This is a genomic window from Xenorhabdus sp. XBWT (assembly GCF_059072735.1).
This window is the reverse complement of sequence record NZ_CM180990.1, coordinates 4,124,575-4,138,754: the sequence shown is the minus strand read 5'-3', so window position 1 is coordinate 4,138,754 and position 14,180 is coordinate 4,124,575. Positions and strand designations below refer to the sequence as shown.

General features: G+C 47.1%; 8 protein-coding genes, 4 tRNA genes and 3 rRNA genes. 13 read left to right on the top strand and 2 right to left on the bottom strand.

Features of this window, described 5'->3' with window-relative positions; all coding sequences use genetic code 11:
* The first annotated feature begins 156 nt into the window (after positions 1-156).
* The 7 genes from AC5JQI_RS18110 to AC5JQI_RS18080 all read left to right on the top strand — a co-directional run bounded on the left by AC5JQI_RS18110 (position 157) and on the right by AC5JQI_RS18080 (position 5,530).
* Positions 157-1,699 (top strand): 16S ribosomal RNA (locus AC5JQI_RS18110).
* Positions 1,700-1,767: 68 nt separating this feature from the next.
* Positions 1,768-1,844: transfer RNA gene (locus AC5JQI_RS18105), tRNA-Ile, on the top strand.
* 104 nt (positions 1,845-1,948) lie between these two features.
* A tRNA-Ala gene (locus AC5JQI_RS18100) sits at positions 1,949-2,024 on the top strand.
* Positions 2,025-2,196: 172 nt separating this feature from the next.
* Positions 2,197-5,106 (top strand): 23S ribosomal RNA (locus tag AC5JQI_RS18095).
* 92 nt (positions 5,107-5,198) lie between these two features.
* Positions 5,199-5,314 (top strand): 5S ribosomal RNA (gene rrf, locus AC5JQI_RS18090).
* Together the 16S, 23S and 5S rRNA genes with 4 tRNA genes alongside form the textbook arrangement of a ribosomal RNA operon.
* A gap of 55 nt (positions 5,315-5,369) precedes the next feature.
* Positions 5,370-5,446 (top strand) — tRNA-Asp (locus AC5JQI_RS18085).
* 8 nt (positions 5,447-5,454) lie between these two features.
* Positions 5,455-5,530 (top strand) — tRNA-Trp (locus AC5JQI_RS18080).
* Positions 5,531-5,681: 151 nt separating this feature from the next.
* Here the strand turns inward: AC5JQI_RS18080 and hdfR are convergent.
* Complete coding sequence (hdfR, locus tag AC5JQI_RS18075; protein WP_493913173.1) at positions 5,682-6,518, bottom strand: HTH-type transcriptional regulator HdfR; 837 nt, start codon at positions 6,516-6,518, stop codon at positions 5,682-5,684.
* Between the two features lie 116 nt (positions 6,519-6,634).
* Between hdfR and AC5JQI_RS18070 the strand changes: the two genes are divergently transcribed.
* On the top strand, positions 6,635-6,973 hold the full coding sequence (locus AC5JQI_RS18070; RefSeq protein ID WP_237385638.1) for a MaoP family protein: 339 nt from the start codon (positions 6,635-6,637) through the stop codon (positions 6,971-6,973).
* A gap of 54 nt (positions 6,974-7,027) precedes the next feature.
* Here AC5JQI_RS18070 and AC5JQI_RS18065 read toward each other — a convergent pair whose 3' ends face one another.
* Positions 7,028-8,554, bottom strand: coding sequence for a YifB family Mg chelatase-like AAA ATPase (locus AC5JQI_RS18065; protein WP_493913172.1), 1,527 nt, complete (start codon positions 8,552-8,554; stop codon positions 7,028-7,030).
* Between the two features lie 602 nt (positions 8,555-9,156).
* Between AC5JQI_RS18065 and ilvL the strand changes: the two genes are divergently transcribed.
* The 5 genes from ilvL (at position 9,157) to ilvD (ending at position 14,179) form a co-directional block, all read left to right on the top strand.
* Positions 9,157-9,252, top strand: coding sequence for an ilv operon leader peptide (gene ilvL, locus AC5JQI_RS18060; RefSeq protein ID WP_143101210.1), 96 nt, complete (start codon positions 9,157-9,159; stop codon positions 9,250-9,252).
* Between the two features lie 136 nt (positions 9,253-9,388).
* The gene (gene ilvG / locus AC5JQI_RS18055) at positions 9,389-11,035 is read left to right on the top strand and encodes an acetolactate synthase 2 catalytic subunit (protein WP_493913171.1); all 1,647 of its coding nucleotides are present in this window, start codon (positions 9,389-9,391) and stop codon (positions 11,033-11,035) included.
* Positions 11,032-11,289, top strand: a complete 258-nt coding sequence (ilvM, locus tag AC5JQI_RS18050; protein WP_493913170.1) for an acetolactate synthase 2 small subunit — start codon at positions 11,032-11,034, stop codon at positions 11,287-11,289. Before ilvG ends, ilvM begins: the two co-directional genes overlap by 4 nt.
* 24 nt (positions 11,290-11,313) lie before the next feature.
* Entirely contained in the window at positions 11,314-12,240 is a 927-nt protein-coding gene (locus AC5JQI_RS18045; RefSeq protein WP_237385634.1) for a branched-chain amino acid transaminase, read from the top strand.
* An 88-nt stretch (positions 12,241-12,328) separates the two neighbouring features.
* A complete protein-coding gene (gene ilvD / locus AC5JQI_RS18040; protein WP_493913169.1) occupies positions 12,329-14,179 on the top strand; it encodes a dihydroxy-acid dehydratase in 1,851 nt (616 codons plus the stop codon).
* The last annotated feature ends 1 nt before the right edge of the window (position 14,180 follow it).

Here is a 14,180-nt window from a genome sequence, read left to right as displayed (position 1 = left end):
GCCCCGCTCTTTAACAAGTTAATCAGACAATCTGTGTGGGCACTCGCAGGACTGTATCTCACGCCGCAAGGCGAAAAAGATTACCAAGTCTTGAAGAGTGAACAACAGTTAATTCATTACGAACTAACAGGATAATTCTTTGAGCATCAAACACTTTAATTGAAGAGTTTGATCATGGCTCAGATTGAACGCTGGCGGCAGGCCTAACACATGCAAGTCGAGCGGCAGCGGGAAGAAGCGTGCTTCTTTGCCGGCGAGCGGCGGACGGGTGAGTAATGTCTGGGGATCTGCCCGATGGAGGGGGATAACCACTGGAAACGGTGGCTAATACCGCATGACCTCTTTTGAGCAAAGTGGGGGACCTTCGGGCCTCACGCCATCGGATGAACCCAGATGGGATTAGCTAGTAGGCGGGGTAATGGCCCACCTAGGCGACGATCCCTAGCTGGTCTGAGAGGATGACCAGCCACACTGGGACTGAGACACGGCCCAGACTCCTACGGGAGGCAGCAGTGGGGAATATTGCACAATGGGCGCAAGCCTGATGCAGCCATGCCGCGTGTATGAAGAAGGCCTTCGGGTTGTAAAGTACTTTCAGCGGGGAGGAAGGCGTAAGCGTTAATACGGCTTACGATTGACGTTACCCGCAGAAGAAGCACCGGCTAACTCCGTGCCAGCAGCCGCGGTAATACGGAGGGTGCAAGCGTTAATCGGAATTACTGGGCGTAAAGCGCACGCAGGCGGTCAATTAAGTTAGATGTGAAATCCCCGGGCTTAACCCGGGAACGGCATCTAAGACTGGTTGGCTAGAGTCTCGTAGAGGGGGGTAGAATTCCACGTGTAGCGGTGAAATGCGTAGAGATGTGGAGGAATATCGGTGGCGAAGGCGGCCCCCTGGACGAAGACTGACGCTCAGGTGCGAAAGCGTGGGGAGCAAACAGGATTAGATACCCTGGTAGTCCACGCTGTAAACGATGTCGATTTGGAGGTTGTGCCCTTGAGGCGTGGCTTCCGGAGCTAACGCGTTAAATCGACCGCCTGGGGAGTACGGCCGCAAGGTTAAAACTCAAATGAATTGACGGGGGCCCGCACAAGCGGTGGAGCATGTGGTTTAATTCGATGCAACGCGAAGAACCTTACCTACTCTTGACATCCAGCGAATCCTTTAGAGATAGAGGAGTGCCTTCGGGAACGCTGAGACAGGTGCTGCATGGCTGTCGTCAGCTCGTGTTGTGAAATGTTGGGTTAAGTCCCGCAACGAGCGCAACCCTTATCCTTTGTTGCCAGCACGTGATGGTGGGAACTCAAGGGAGACTGCCGGTGATAAACCGGAGGAAGGTGGGGATGACGTCAAGTCATCATGGCCCTTACGAGTAGGGCTACACACGTGCTACAATGGCAGATACAAAGAGAAGCGACCTCGCGAGAGCAAGCGGAACTCATAAAGTCTGTCGTAGTCCGGATTGGAGTCTGCAACTCGACTCCATGAAGTCGGAATCGCTAGTAATCGTAGATCAGAATGCTACGGTGAATACGTTCCCGGGCCTTGTACACACCGCCCGTCACACCATGGGAGTGGGTTGCAAAAGAAGTCGGTAGCTTAACCTTCGGGAGGGCGCTGACCACTTTGTGATTCATGACTGGGGTGAAGTCGTAACAAGGTAACCGTAGGGGAACCTGCGGTTGGATCACCTCCTTACCAAACGAGCGCAGTATTGTGAAGTGCTCACACAGATTGTCTGATGAAAGAAGAGACGGTATCGGCATAGGCTTGTAGCTCAGGTGGTTAGAGCGCACCCCTGATAAGGGTGAGGTCGGTGGTTCAAGTCCACTCAGGCCTACCAAAATCTTGCTTATCCCGCATTATAACCAGACTCGCTTATTGCAATAAGCTTCGCCTGTTTATGCCTTGGCTACGCAAGATGACTGTGCATCACGATATCCAAATGGGGCTATAGCTCAGCTGGGAGAGCGCCTGCCTTGCACGCAGGAGGTCAGCGGTTCGATCCCGCTTAGCTCCACCATATCTCTTCGCACGAATTGTCTGATTTCAGAACACATTGTTTGAGTGTGTTGTGAAATCTTTGCTCTTTAACAATCTGGAACAAGCTGAAAATTTGAAACGGCCCGTGATTTTACATGAAATCACGGGTGAATCTCTCAAAAACTCCATCCGAAGACACCTTCGGGTTGTGAGGTTAAGCGAATAAGCGTACACGGTGGATGCCTAGGCAGTCAGAGGCGATGAAGGACGTGCTAATCTGCGAAAAGCGCCGGTAAGGGGATATGACCCGTTATAGCCGGCGATGTCCGAATGGGGAAACCCAGTGCAATCCGTTGCACTATCCTGCCCTGAATTCATAGGGGCAGGAAGCGAACCGGGGGAACTGAAACATCTCAGTACCCCGAGGAAAAGAAATCAACCGAGATTCCCCCAGTAGCGGCGAGCGAACGGGGAACAGCCCAGAACCAGCATCGGCCCGTGCATCAGTGGAAGCGCCTGGAAAGGCGCGCAGTAAAGGGTGATAGCCCCGTACACGAAGATGCCCAGGCCGTGAGTTCGATGAGTAGGGCGGGACACGTGGTATCCTGTCTGAACATGGGGGGACCATCCTCCAAGGCTAAATACTCCTGACTGACCGATAGTGAACCAGTACCGTGAGGGAAAGGCGAAAAGAACCCCGGCGAGGGGAGTGAAACAGAACCTGAAACCGTGTACGTACAAGCAGTGGGAGCCTTGATTTATCAGGGTGACTGCGTACCTTTTGTATAATGGGTCAGCGACTTATATTCTGTAGCAAGGTTAACCGTTTAGGGGAGCCGCAGGGAAACCGAGTCTTAACTGGGCGTTAAGTTGCAGGGTATAGACCCGAAACCCGGTGAGCTAGCCATGGGCAGGTTGAAGGTTGGGTAACACTAACTGGAGGACCGAACCGACTAATGTTGAAAAATTAGCGGATGACTTGTGGCTGGGGGTGAAAGGCCAATCAAACCGGGAGATAGCTGGTTCTCCCCGAAAGCTATTTAGGTAGCGCCTCGTGAACTCATCTTCGGGGGTAGAGCACTGTTTCGGCTAGGGGGTCATCCCGACTTACCAACCCGATGCAAACTGCGAATACCGAAGAATGTTATCACGGGAGACACACGGCGGGTGCTAACGTCCGTCGTGAAGAGGGAAACAACCCAGACCGCCAGCTAAGGTCCCCAAGTCATGGTTAAGTGGGAAACGAAGTGGGAAGGCTCAGACAGCCAGGATGTTGGCTTAGAAGCAGCCACCATTTAAAGAAAGCGTAATAGCTCACTGGTCGAGTCGGCCTGCGCGGAAGATGTAACGGGGCTAAACCATGCACCGAAGCTGCGGCAGCAACATGTCAATGTTGTTGGGTAGGGGAGCGTTCTGTAAGCCGTCGAAGGTGAACCGTGAGGTTTGCTGGAGGTATCAGAAGTGCGAATGCTGACATAAGTAACGATAAAGCGGGTGAAAAACCCGCTCGCCGGAAGACCAAGGGTTCCTGTCCAACGTTAATCGGGGCAGGGTGAGTCGACCCCTAAGGCGAGGCCGACAGGCGTAGTCGATGGGAAACAGGTTAATATTCCTGTACTCGGTGTGACTGCGAAGGGGGGACGGAGAAGGCTAGGCCAGCCGGGCGACGGTCGTCCCGGTGAAAGCGTGTAGGTGGGCGGTTTTGGTAAATCCGGACCGCTGATAACACTGAGGCGTGATAACGAGGCACTACGGTGCCGAAGTGGTTGATGCCCTGCTTCCAGGAAAAGCCTCTAAGCATCAGGTCACACAGAATCGTACCCCAAACCGACACAGGTGGTCAGGTAGAGAATACTCAGGCGCTTGAGAGAACTCGGGTGAAGGAACTAGGCAAAATGGTGCCGTAACTTCGGGAGAAGGCACGCTGGCGGTAGGTGAAGGGACACGCGCCCGGAGCCGAGGCCAGTCGCAGATACCAGCTGGCTGCAACTGTTTAATAAAAACACAGCACTGTGCAAACACGAAAGTGGACGTATACGGTGTGACGCCTGCCCGGTGCTGGAAGGTTAATTGATGGGGTTATCCTCCGGGAGACGCTCTTGATCGAAGCCCCAGTAAACGGCGGCCGTAACTATAACGGTCCTAAGGTAGCGAAATTCCTTGTCGGGTAAGTTCCGACCTGCACGAATGGCGTAATGATGGCCAGGCTGTCTCCACCCGAGACTCAGTGAAATTGAACTCGCTGTGAAGATGCAGTGTACCCGCGGCAAGACGGAAAGACCCCGTGAACCTTTACTATAGCTTGACACTGAACCTTGAGCCTTGATGTGTAGGATAGGTGGGAGGCTGTGAAGTGCGGACGCCAGTCTGCACGGAGCCATCCTTGAAATACCACCCTTGAATGTTTGATGTTCTAACGCCGGCCCGTTATCCGGGTCGCGGACAGTGTCTGGTGGGTAGTTTGACTGGGGCGGTCTCCTCCCAAAGCGTAACGGAGGAGCACGAAGGTTAGCTAATCACGGTCGGACATCGTGAGGTTAGTGCAAAGGCATAAGCTAGCTTGACTGCGAGAGTGACAGCTCGAGCAGGTACGAAAGTAGGTCTTAGTGATCCGGTGGTTCTGTATGGAAGGGCCATCGCTCAACGGATAAAAGGTACTCCGGGGATAACAGGCTGATACCGCCCAAGAGTTCATATCGACGGCGGTGTTTGGCACCTCGATGTCGGCTCATCACATCCTGGGGCTGAAGTAGGTCCCAAGGGTACGGCTGTTCGCCGTTTAAAGTGGTACGCGAGCTGGGTTTAGAACGTCGTGAGACAGTTCGGTCCCTATCTGCCGTGGGCGTTGGAAGATTGAAAGGGGCTGCTCCTAGTACGAGAGGACCGGAGTGGACGCACCACTGGTGTTCGGGTTGTCATGCCAATGGCATTGCCCGGTAGCTACGTGCGGAAAAGATAACCGCTGAAAGCATCTAAGCGGGAAACTTGCCTTGAGATGAGTCTTCCCTTGTCCCTTGAGGACACTGAAGGAACGTTCGAGACGAGGACGTGGATAGGCCGGGTGTGTAAGCGTAGCGATACGTTGAGCTAACCGGTACTAATGAACCGTGCGGCTTAACCTGACAACACCGAAGGTGTTTTGGCGGGTTGTTGAGAGAGAAGACGGGGTTCAGATGACAAGAAGCAGCTTGTTCGGGATTGAAAACAGGATTTGTCTGGCGGCAAGAGCGCGGTGGTCCCACCTGATCCCATGCCGAACTCAGCAGTGAAACGCCGTTGCGCCGATGGTAGTGTGGGGTCTCCCCATGTGAGAGTAGGGCACTGCCAGACAATTAGTTAACAGCCGTTGCCGGCACAAAAGGCAGCGAGGCTAAAGAAATTCGGTGGTGCGGTAGTTCAGTTGGTTAGAATACCGGCCTGTCACGCCGGGGGTCGCGGGTTCGAGTCCCGTCCGCACCGCCACCGTATTTAGGGGCGTAGTTCAATTGGTAGAGCACCGGTCTCCAAAACCGGGTGTTGGGAGTTCGAGTCTCTCCGCCCCTGCCAGTTAACAACTAAGTAATAATTTATATAGCTTTCAGATTAATAGCCCAGCTAATTTTAGCTGGGTTTTTTCTTTTCTATTATTTACCGAGTAATTCTAAGAATTTTGCGTGAATGACCCTTCTGCCTACTCTATCTTCTCTCAAAGCCACTTTCAGGCAGTTATGGGCGCTTTTTCAACAGGAATTTTTAGTAACTGTTGGATAAGTGCTTGTTGGTCACTGTTTTGCAGCCATACTGCGTATAATGGTCGTTCTATCAGTTCGTTATTAGGTGAAGATACGAGTTTTGGATATTCTTCTTGCCAATGTATAGGCAGGAAGGTTGCTGCATTCACACTATCCAATAACTCTCTGGCAATATGTGCAGATGTGGTTGTGATGATAGGAGGATGATCATTTTTTAAGATCTGTTGTTCCTGATGATGAAAATCTGCACCCCATTCTAATTTGATGTAATTTTCAACACCTTTTTCAAGGCTATGTCGAGTTGTTGATAAAACAAGCTGAATATTACCGATTAACTGACTTTGGAACTCATCCATTTTTGGGGGTTCTGTAGTAATCAAGAGGTCTAATTCACGCGAATGCAATTGCTTGACCAGTGACTGACGTGTAGAAACCAGAGATTCAATCCTCGTTTCTTGATAGAGATGGTAAAACTTATTTAACCAAGATGTCAGATAACCTTCCCAAAGGGATGCTGTAGAGCCGATAGAGAGTTCGGTATGCTGAGCAACGTAATTGATTTCTTTCTTCGCTAACTGCCAAGTATTCATTAGCGATTCTGCATAGGGTACAAGACGTTCTCCGGCCGCAGTTAGGCGGATATTATTGCGATGCCGTGTGAATAAATTGGTACCCAACTGATTTTCTAGTTGACGGATCCGAAAGCTAACAGCGGATTGTGTTAGATAAAGCGATTCAGCTGCCCGACCAAAGTGACGAGTCTTACTGACTTCCAAAAAGGTTTTCAGTAATTCAGTGTCCACATGCATCTCCAATAGTTTTTGTCGTTAAGATTTAAATATTTTGTTTTACAGAATGTCAAGCCTCCCTAATACTCCGCGCCATAATTAGTATGACATCAGAGTTAGGAGTGTGTCAGATGGCTGAAAGCTTCATCACGACTAATCGTTTTTTTGATAATAAAAACTATCCGCGTGGATTTTCCCGTCATGGTGATTTCACCATCAAAGAAGCCCAATTATTAGAACGCTATGGTCATGCGTTTAATGAATTGGATCTTGGTAAACGTGAACCGCAAACAGAAGAAGAAAAACTGTTTGTTGCGGTTTGCCGCGGTGAACGAGCACCAGTAACAATAGAAGAAAAAATATGGACTAAGTATTTGACAAAAATCAGTCGTCCAAAACGTTTTCATACTCTTTCTGGCGGAAAACCGCAAATAGACTCAGCAGAGGACTATACCGATAATGATGATTAATACCATCATTGATATTAATGATCCATCAGGAGGGGCAAAATGCCCCTTTCTTATTTATCCAGCTTGTTTCTGTAGCTGAATAAGTAACCTATCCATACTTCGGTAGCTGAGTGCTTCCATAATATCTGGCTTTTCTATTCTTTTTTGTTCTTTTAAGTCTGCAATTGTACGAGAAACTTTGAGTATTCTATGCCAAGCTCGTATGGATAGCCCTAATTTCAATAAAGTATTTTCCAGAAAAACTGCATCTTCCATTTTCAATTTGCAAATATCTTCAGTTTGTTTGCTGTTGAGGGAAGCATTAATATGCCCGCACCGTTCAATTTGTATTTTTCTGGCCATTTGTACACGCTTTTTGACATCATGGCTACTTTCTCCATGTTTTGCTGATGAATGACTTAAAATGCCTGGAGGAAGCAGCGGAACTTCAATAGAAAGATCAAACCGATCTAAAAAAGGACCTGAAAGTTTAGAAAGGTAGCGTAGCACCTGTTGTGGGGTACTTCGGTTATGCAAACCTTGATGATAGCCTGTTGGGCTTGGGTTCATGGCAGCAATAAGTTGAACCATAGCGGGGAAACAGACTTTTGCCCTTGCTCGGGATATTACTATCTCACCGGACTCTAGTGGCTCACGTAAAGCATCAAGAACACTTCGGTTGAATTCGGGTAATTCGTCCAGAAATAATACCCCATTGTGTGCAAGGGAAATCTCTCCTGGCCTCGGTATTGAACCTCCACCTACTAAAGCTGCCATTGATGAACTATGATGAGGCGCCCTAAATGGGCGTGTATGCCATTTTTTTGGATTGACTGAATGTCCGACTAGGCTATTGATTGCAGCAACCTCCAGAGCTTCCTGATGCGTTAATGGGGGTAACAGGCTGCATAAACGGCGGGCAAGCATGGTTTTGCCAGTTCCCGGGGGACCAAGTAGTAAAAGATTATGACCGCCAGCGGCAGTGATCTCTAAAGCTCGTTTGGCTTGTTCCTGCCCAATAATATCCTGCATATCCAAAATAGATGGTTCAGTCTGTAATTCAATGGATGAAGGTGAGGCTAAGCTGGCATTTTTTTCTTTAAGGAAATGACAGATTTGAAGTAAATGTTCTGCCATCAATGCTTCGTTTTGGGACAAAATAGCCAGTTCAGTGTTATTTTCTGAGGAGAGAATAAGTTGTCTTCCTGCCCCTTTGGCACTCAGTGCCGCAGGGATAGCTCCCATGACCCGCCGTATTTCGCCAGAAAGCGCTAATTCTCCTAAAAATTCGTAATTTTGGAGTTTATCTGTTGCGATTTGCTCTGATGCTGCCAATATCGCGATGGCAATAGGAAGATCATATCTTCCACCTTCTTTGGGGAGATCTGCGGGTGCCAAATTAACGGTGATCCTTTTGGGTGGATAGGTAAAACCACTGTTGAGAAGTGCACTTCTTACCCTATCTCTGGCTTCTTTCACTGTGGTTTCAGGTAAGCCAACGAGGGTCAGGCCGGGTAATCCATTACTGATATGCGCTTCTATTGTCACGATGGGGGAATCGATACCAATTGTTGCTCTGGTATGAATAATGGCAAGTGTCATGATGCTCTCCTTAGCAAGAAAGCTAATATCATGAATCGATAAAAAATAATAAAAAGTAGCCTTTTGTTATTTTGCGACGAGATTCGTAAATATATCTATTGTTATAGCTATCCTGACAGTTATTTTGTAATTCTATTTAAATAGTAACTTAATGTTATTTATGAATAATGAAATTGAACAAGATCTTGCTGATAAAGCAACATAGTCATATTTTCATGGCATAAGGGGTAAATTATTTTATCAGTTAAACATATAAATTTATCTTCTGTTATCTTCGGGTGTGTTTTGTTAATGATGATAACTATTAACAAACAAAATTGGTTTTAATTATGTTTTGTGTGATAACGTTAGTTAATAGACGATTAAATCGTTTTTTATAATTTTACTTATTAATTATTTTATTAAATAGATAGTTACTTGTTATTTCTGAGCGTAAAGCGAGAAAAATTCAGTGGATTTATCTGCTTTCTTATCTATCTAAATGAAAAGTATAAATAAAAATAATTTTGTTGCGAAAAAATAAAAATAATTATTGTCAACAATCATGGAAAGTGATAACTCTTAAATATACGTCAAGCATACGAGTTAAAACGAACAGTATTATGAATACTTTTGTCCTAGTGATTAGCCTAATTATTGAGAGTGTGGTGGTGATTATCCCACCGTGCGGGGCTGCACTTGGACGAAGGAAGGCTTAAACTAGAAAAACAGCCAGATTTCAAAAAACCCCGCACCGAAAGGAGCGGGGTTTTTTTTTGGCACTTTGGATAGACACATAAACATAACAAAGCATCACAACAACCAACCACAGGGTAAACATAACGGGAGATGGCAATGAACGGGGCACAGTCGGTTATAGAAGCGTTACGAGAGCAGGGGATTGAAAAAGTTTTCGGTTATCCTGGTGGAGCTATCATGCCAGTTTATGATGCGCTGTATGACGGAGGAATTGAGCATGTACTATGCCGTCATGAACAAGGGGCTGTTATGGCTGCAATCGGTTATGCAAGAGCAAGTGGTAAGCCGGGGGTCTGTATTGCAACATCAGGACCCGGTGCGACCAACTTAATCACTGGATTAGCTGATGCTTTGTTGGATTCTGTTCCTGTTGTTGCTATCACTGGTCAGGTGAGTTCTGAATTTATAGGAACGGATGCTTTTCAGGAGATTGATATTTTGGGAATGTCCCTTTCTTGTACAAAACATAGCTTTCTCATTGATTCGCTCGAAAGAATCCCCCAAGTTATGGCTGATGCTTTTACGATTGCCATGAGTGGTCGCCCGGGGCCTGTTCTGGTTGATTTACCGAAAGATATCCAATTAGCTCAAGGTGATTTTCCACCATATCTGGTATCGGAACCCCCAAAATTATCTCTTCCTAAACAAGAGCTTGAACAATCCTATCAACTGCTGGCATCGTCTAGTAAACCCGTTTTGTACGTGGGAGGAGGCGTTGGTATTGCTGGCGCAGTACCTGAATTGCGTCGTTTTGTTGCGGAAACAGGAATACCCGTTGTTTCCACATTGAAAGGTTTGGGGGCTGCGGATTGTGAACATGATTACTACTTAGGAATGTTGGGAATGCACGGCACCAAAGCCGCCAACTTAGCTGTTCAATCCTGTGATTTATTGATTGCTGTCGGTGCTCGTTTTGATGATCGTGTGACGGGGAAATTGAATACTTTTGCGCCTAATGCCAAAGTCATTCATTTAGATATTGATCCTTCTGAATTCAATAAATTACGTCAGTCCCATGTTTCATTATTGGGCGATTTAAAAACCTTGTTACCTCATTTACAGCAAACTTTATCGATCCAAAACTGGCAACAAGAAGTAAAACAATTAAAAAGCGAACATGTATGTTGTTACGACTATCAAGGTGAAAAAATTTACGCTCCATTGCTGCTGAAACAAGTTTCTGAGCGTGCGCCATCCAGCACCATAATCACAACCGATGTTGGGCAGCATCAGATGTGGACTGCTCAGCACATGACATTTAGCCAACCAGAGAATTTCATCACCTCAAGTGGATTGGGCACGATGGGGTTTGGTATTCCAGCCGCAATTGGCGCACAGATGGCTCGCCCGGAAGATATGGTTATCTGCATATCTGGTGACGGCTCTTTTATGATGAATGTTCAGGAGTTAGGCACGATCAAGCGCAAGCAGTTGCCAGTCAAGATGATCTTATTGGATAACCAGCGTCTGGGCATGGTTCGTCAGTGGCAGGAACTATTTTTTGAAGAACGTTATAGCGAAACGATCTTAACGGATAATCCCGATTTTCTGACGTTGGCACGCGCTTTTGATATTCCGGGGCAGCACATTACTGATAAATCACAAGTAGATGATGCCTTGGATGCTTTATTTAGCAGCGGGGGTGCATATTTATTACACGTATCCATTGATGAATTAGAGAATGTCTGGCCGTTGGTTCCACCAGGCGCAAGCAACGCAACCATGCTGGAGAAGTCATTATGATGCAACATCAACTTGCTATTCAGGCGAAATCTTGCCCTGAAATTTTAGAGCGAATTCTGAGAGTTACCCGTCATCGTGGATTTCAGGTATGTGCATTGAATATGGATCGTATAACAGATAGTGATAATGTAAGCATTGAACTCACAGTATCCAGCCAGCGTTCTGTCAATTTACTGTTTTCTCAGCTGATGAAATTAGTGGATGTTGCCAGAATCGAGATCAAACACAAAGAATCACAATTAATAAGCGCATAGGGCGCAATGAAAGGAAAACTGAGAATGACAAAGCAAGCTGATTATATTTGGTTCAATGGGGAAATGGTGCCTTGGGCAGATGCGAAAGTTCATGTTATGTCCCACGCCCTGCATTATGGCACTTCAGTGTTTGAAGGAGTTCGTTGCTATGACTCTCACAAGGGGCCAGTGGTTTTCCGTCATCGTGAACATATGCAGCGCTTGCATGACTCAGCAAAAATTTACCGTTTCCCTGTGAGCCAGAGTGTTGATGAGTTAATGGAAGCATGTCGTGCGACACTCCGTAAAAATAAATTAGTCAGTGCTTACATTCGCCCATTGGTATTTATTGGTGATGTCGGAATGGGGGTAAATCCTCCCGCAGGCTATAAAACCGATATTATTATTGCGGCTTTCCCTTGGGGAGCATATCTCGGGGAAGAAGCTTTGGATCAGGGCATTGATGCGATGGTTTCTTCATGGAATCGCGTAGCAGCAAATACGATCCCAACAGCTGCAAAAGCGGGGGGTAATTATCTTTCTTCTTTGTTGGTGGGAAGTGAAGCCCGACGTCATGGTTATCAGGAAGGTATTGCACTGGATGTGCATGGTTACATTTCAGAAGGAGCGGGTGAAAACTTATTTGAAGTGAAAGATGGAATTCTATTTACACCTCCATTCACTTCATCTGCCCTGCCTGGGATCACTCGTGATGCCATCATCAAATTGGCGAAAGATCTTGGTTTGGAAGTGCGTGAACAGACTCTTTCCCGTGAATCACTCTACTTGGCGGATGAAGTATTCATGACAGGGACAGCAGCGGAGATCACACCGGTTCGTAGCGTTGACGGTATTCAGGTTGGCATTGGCAAATGTGGCCCTATTACCAAAAAAATCCAAAACGCATTTTTTGGCCTGTTTGATGGCACGACAGAAGATAAATGGGGTTGGTTGGATCCAGTTAATCCTTAATAAAAATATAAAATTCCACAGGTGGTCGTTCCCCGCCTGTGCTGATTGCTGAAGTTAATTAGATAAGACAGATATGGGAGTAAAAACAATGCCTAAATACCGTTCTGCCACAACAACACATGGCCGTAATATGGCGGGAGCCCGCGCCTTATGGCGAGCGACAGGTATGACTGATGCTGATTTTGGGAAACCGATCATTGCAGTTGTTAACTCATTCACTCAGTTCGTGCCGGGGCACGTACATCTGCGCGATCTTGGCAAATTAGTGGCAGAAGAGATAGAGGCATCAGGAGGAGTTGCAAAAGAGTTCAATACGATTGCCGTTGATGATGGTATTGCGATGGGGCATGGCGGAATGCTTTATTCACTGCCTTCGCGTGAATTAATCGCTGACTCGGTAGAATATATGGTCAATGCCCACTGTGCTGATGCGATGGTCTGTATTTCTAACTGTGACAAAATTACACCGGGGATGCTGATGGCATCCCTGCGTCTGAACATTCCGGTTATTTTTGTTTCCGGAGGCCCAATGGAAGCGGGTAAAACTCGCTTGTCTGATCAGATCATCAAACTGGATTTAGTTGATGCCATGATTCAGGGAGCCAATCCGAATGTCAGTGATGAACAAAGTGATCAAATTGAGCGTTCGGCTTGCCCGACATGTGGTTCTTGTTCTGGGATGTTTACGGCCAACTCAATGAATTGTCTGACCGAAGCGCTGGGGCTTTCTCAGCCCGGTAATGGTTCATTGCTTGCTACGCACACGGATCGCAAGACCCTGTTTATCAACGCAGGTAAACGCATTGTTGAACTGACCAAACGTTACTATGAAAAAAATGATGATAGCGCCTTACCACGTAATATTGCGACTAAAGCGGCATTTGAAAATGCGATGATACTGGATATTGCGATGGGCGGCTCAACTAATACCGTTTTACATTTATTGGCAGCAGCTCAGGAAGGAGAAGTCGATTTCACAATGGCAGACATTGATCGTCTGTCTCGTCAGGTGCCTCATTTATGCAAAGTCGCTCCAAGTACCCAAAAATACCATATGGAAGATGTGCATCGTGCTGGTGGTGTGATGGGTATTCTTGGTGAACTGGATCGGGCAGGGCTTTTACACCGCAATGTGAAAAATGTTTTGGGATTGGATTTACCACAAACTTTGTCACAGTACGACATCATACTAACAGCAGATGAAGGGGTGAAAAGCATGTACTCAGCCGGGCCGGCAGGAATTCGTACAACTCAGGCCTTTTCTCAGAGTTGCCGTTGGCCATCGCTGGATACTGATCGTGAAGAAGGGTGTATTCGTGAATATGCGCATGCTTACAGCCAAGATGGTGGATTGGCGGTTCTGTTTGGCAACATTGCTATGGATGGTTGTATCGTCAAGACTGCGGGTGTGGATGAAGGAAGCCTGACTTTCAAAGGCTTGGCCAAAGTTTATGAGAGTCAGGACGACGCAGTAGACGCAATACTGGGCGGAAAAGTAGTAGCGGGAGATGTAGTTGTCATTCGCTATGAAGGCCCGAAAGGGGGTCCTGGAATGCAGGAAATGCTCTATCCAACGACTTATTTAAAATCGATGGGATTGGGTAAAAGTTGTGCATTGATCACTGATGGCCGTTTTTCAGGAGGAACATCGGGTCTGTCCATTGGTCATGTTTCCCCTGAAGCGGCGAATGGTGGTCTGATCGGGCTGATTCAGGATGGCGATATCATCAATATTGATATCCCAAATCGTAGAATTCAGTTGGATGTGAATGACACAGAACTTGCTGCGCGTACACAGGCCGAATTATCTCGCGGAGATAAGGCATGGACACCGAATTCCCGTGAACGTCAGGTTTCTTTTGCACTACGCGCCTATGCTTCATTGGCGACCAGTGCTGACAAAGGCGCAGTGCGCGATAAAACCAAGCTGGGGAATTGAT

What these genes read in the sequence shown, in the direction of transcription:
- AC5JQI_RS18070 (WP_237385638.1), top strand. Translation starts at nt 6,635, where the DNA reads ATGGCTGAAAGCTTCATCACGACTAATCGTTTTTTTGATAATAAAAAC.
- AC5JQI_RS18065 (WP_493913172.1), bottom strand. Translation starts at nt 8,554, where the DNA reads ATGACACTTGCCATTATTCATACCAGAGCAACAATTGGTATCGATTCC.
- ilvL (WP_143101210.1), top strand. Translation starts at nt 9,157, where the DNA reads ATGAATACTTTTGTCCTAGTGATTAGCCTAATTATTGAGAGTGTGGTG.
- ilvG (WP_493913171.1), top strand. Translation starts at nt 9,389, where the DNA reads ATGAACGGGGCACAGTCGGTTATAGAAGCGTTACGAGAGCAGGGGATT.
- ilvM (WP_493913170.1), top strand. Translation starts at nt 11,032, where the DNA reads ATGATGCAACATCAACTTGCTATTCAGGCGAAATCTTGCCCTGAAATT.
- AC5JQI_RS18045 (WP_237385634.1), top strand. Translation starts at nt 11,314, where the DNA reads ATGACAAAGCAAGCTGATTATATTTGGTTCAATGGGGAAATGGTGCCT.
- ilvD (WP_493913169.1), top strand. Translation starts at nt 12,329, where the DNA reads ATGCCTAAATACCGTTCTGCCACAACAACACATGGCCGTAATATGGCG.